Origin of the sequence: Desertihabitans aurantiacus (assembly GCF_003344635.1) — a bacterium.
In the GTDB taxonomy this organism is placed as follows: domain Bacteria; phylum Actinomycetota; class Actinomycetes; order Propionibacteriales; family Propionibacteriaceae; genus Desertihabitans; species Desertihabitans aurantiacus.
Map to the genome: position 1 here is coordinate 1 of NZ_QPKK01000355.1, position 3,107 is coordinate 3,107.

Here is a 3,107-nt window from a genome sequence, read left to right on the forward strand (position 1 = left end):
GCGGACGGGTCGGACGCCTCGGCGGCGGCGGTCGCCTCGGCCGCGGGGGCCTCGGTGGCGGCCACGACCTCGGGGTCGGGGGTGGCGACGTCGGCGACATCGGTCGGGGCCTCGGCCGCGCCGGCCTCGGCACCGCCCAGCAGCTCACGCTCCCAGTCGGGCATCGGCTCGGCCTCGGCCTCGGCACCGGTCTGGCCGCCGGAGGAACGGGCCACCAGGCCCTCGGCGACGGCGTCGGCGAGCACCCGGGTCAGCAGCGCGACCGAGCGGATGGCGTCGTCGTTGCCGGGGATGGCGTAGTCGACCTCGTCGGGGTCGCAGTTGGTGTCGAGGATGCCGATGACCGGGATCTTCAGCTTGCGGGCCTCGTCGACGGCCAGGTGCTCCTTCTTGGTGTCGACGATCCACACCGCCTGCGGGGTGCGGGCCATGTCGCGGATGCCGCTGAGGGTCTTGGACAGCTTGTCCTTCTCCCGGCGCAGGATCAGCAGCTCCTTCTTGGTCAGCCCCGAGGCGGCGACGTCGTCGAAGTCGAGCTGCTCGAGCTCCTTGAGCCGGCCGATCCGCTTGCTGACCGTGCCGAAGTTGGTGAGCATGCCGCCCAGCCAGCGCTGGTTGACGTAGGGCATGCCGACCCGGCTGGCCTGCTCGGCGATGGCCTCCTGGGCCTGCTTCTTGGTGCCGACGAAGAGCACGGTGCCGCCCTTGGCGACGGTGTCCTTGACGAAGGCGAAGGCGCGGTCGATGTAGGTCAGCGACTGCTGCAGGTCGATGATGTAGATGCCGTTGCGCTCGGTGAAGATGAAGCGCTTCATCTTGGGGTTCCAGCGACGGGTCTGGTGCCCGAAGTGGACGCCGCTCTCGAGCAGCTGGCGGGTGGTGACGACGGCCATGGCCGATCCTCCTCGTTGGCGCGCGTGGCGCACCGTACGGTCTGTCCGGTGCCGAACCGTTCGACACCGCCTGATGCAGACCCGGCCCCGACCCTCGAGAGGGACCGTGGGGGCTGGGGCCGCCCGCACCCTCGGGTGCGCTGCGGCGTCTCTGCATGCGAAGTCAACCCAGGTGGCTGGGTTGCTGCGGGCAGTCTACGTCGGCTCCCCCGTCCCCGCCACCCGGTCGCCGTCGCCCGCCGCTGTCCACAGGACGGAGCTCCTCCCGCGAGCCGTCCACAGGCGCCTCCGTCGGCCGGCGGGTCGCGGCCAGGGCGCCCATGGTCGGTCCATGCGTCGAACCGTGTCCCGACCCGGCTGGTGGCGGGCCCTGGCCCTGCTCCTCCTGCTGGGCGTCCTGTCCGCGGCCGCCCTCCCGGCCCGTGCTGAGCCGCGGTGGCCCGACCCGGCCGGCTGGCCGCTCGCCGGGGCACCCGTCGTGGTCCGGCCCTTCGACCTGCCGGCCGAGCGCTGGGGTGCGGGTCACCGTGGGGTCGACCTCGCCGGCACCGAGGGTGAGCCGGTGCGGGCCGCGGCCGCGGGGACGGTGGCGTTCGCGGGCATGGTGGCCGGGCGCCCGGTGCTCTCGATCGACCACGGCGGGCTGCGCACCACCTACGAGCCGGTCCGCGCCACCGTCACGGTCGGTGCCCGGGTGCGGGCGGGCGACCCGGTCGGGGTGCTGCTCGCCGGGCACTGCCCTCCCGGCGCCTGCCTGCACTGGGGGCTCCGGCAGGGCGAGGAGTACCTCGACCCCACGCTGCTGCCCACCACGGTGGACGCCGACACCGCGTTGCGGCTGCTGCCGGCGCGCAGCGTGGGCGAGGCCGAGCGGGCGGCTGAGGAGCGCCGGGCCATGCCCTCCGGTCGGCCCGGACCGCCCGGGATGCCCGGCCGGCACGGGTTCGTCGCCCCGTCCGACGGCCCCCTCACCTCACCCTTCGGGCCCCGGCTGCACCCGGTGCTCGGCGTCCGCAAGCTGCACGACGGCACCGACTACGGCGCCCCCTGCGGGGCCCCGATCCGTGCCGCGCAGGACGGCACGGTGGTGCAGCGCGACGTCAACGCCGGCTACGGCAACCGGCTGGTGGTCGACCACGGCGACCTCGGCGGGCACCGCTTCCGCACCTCCTACAACCACGCGATGGACTGGTCCGTCGCGGTGGGTGAGCGGGTGCGCCGGGGGCAGGTGGTCGGCCGGGTGGGCACCACCGGCTACTCCACCGGCTGCCACCTGCACCTGATGATGTGGGTGGACGGTGGACTGGTCGACCCGGCGTCATGGCTGTGAGCCGGCGCCCGCCGACCGCCTGGGACGCGTCAGGCGGAGACGGCGGGCAGGTGCTGGTCGGCCCAGCGCCGACCGGGCTCGGGGTCGACGCCGAACCGCGCGGCGTAGGCCTCGTGGATCTCGCGCCAGTGCCGGTGGGCGTCCTCGTCGCTGAGGTGGCCGCCGGCGAGGTGCGGCTCGAGCCGCGACAGGTAGGTCTGCCAGCCGGTGGCGGTCTGGGCGGCCGGCAGGTCGTCGATGACGTGGACGAAGACCAGCCGGCAGCCGGTCCCGTCGGGGTGCAGCTCGAAGCTCTGCGGCTGCCCGGCCATCACCCAGGCCAGCCGGTGCGGCGGACGGACCTCGGTGATCTCGAGGGTGGCCCCGCCGAGGTCGATGGACTCACCCTTGGCCGGCCCCCAGTCGGCGGCACCGGGGAAGAAGCACCGCAGCTCCTCCGGGGTGCTCACCGCCTGCCACACGCGCTGGACGGGGTAGGCCAGCGCCAGCTCGAAGCGCAGCGTCGGGCGTCCCTCGGTCGTCTCCAGGGTGCCGTAGGCCAGGTCGTCGGTCATCGTTCGTCCCTCCGGTCGTCGGTGTCCTCACCATAGGCAAGCAGTCACTTGCCTGTCAATGGTTCGTGCGACGTGGGGCACGAGGAGGGTCACTACTGCAGCAGGCCACGGACGACCGCGTCGACCGTGCGCACGGCTGCCGCCCGCCGCTCCTCCGCCGGCACCCCGCGCAGCGGACCCTGCAGCGCCAGCAGGGCGAAGCCGTGCACGGCCGACCAGCACGGCCACTCCGCACCCGCCCGGCGGTCCGGGTCGAGCAGACCGGCGGCGACGAGGTCGTCGAGCGCCTCGACCAGCCGCCGCAGCGGCGGCGGCAGCGCGCCGGCGGCC

At 74.5% G+C, this 3,107-nt stretch carries 4 protein-coding genes; 1 reads left to right on the plus strand and 3 read right to left on the minus strand.

All coding sequences use genetic code 11. The features are described from left to right. Window positions 1–893: 30S ribosomal protein S2 (rpsB, locus tag DVA66_RS18770; RefSeq protein ID WP_114561388.1), on the minus strand; the 893-nt coding region annotated here is incomplete at its 3' end. A 331-nt stretch (window positions 894–1,224) separates the two neighbouring features. Between rpsB and DVA66_RS18775 the strand changes: the two genes are divergently transcribed. Further along, on the plus strand, window positions 1,225–2,223 hold the full coding sequence (locus DVA66_RS18775) for a M23 family metallopeptidase (RefSeq protein ID WP_114561389.1): 999 nt from the start codon (window positions 1,225–1,227) through the stop codon (window positions 2,221–2,223). Between the two features lie 29 nt (window positions 2,224–2,252). Here the strand turns inward: DVA66_RS18775 and DVA66_RS18780 are convergent, their stop codons facing one another. Both DVA66_RS18780 and DVA66_RS18785 read right to left on the minus strand, forming a co-directional pair. Next, complete coding sequence (locus tag DVA66_RS18780; RefSeq protein WP_114561390.1) at window positions 2,253–2,777, minus strand: SRPBCC domain-containing protein; 525 nt, start codon at window positions 2,775–2,777, stop codon at window positions 2,253–2,255. 92 nt (window positions 2,778–2,869) lie between these two features. Then, window positions 2,870–3,107 (minus strand): WHG domain-containing protein (locus tag DVA66_RS18785; RefSeq protein ID WP_198671943.1); only part of this gene is annotated, 238 nt, incomplete at its 5' end.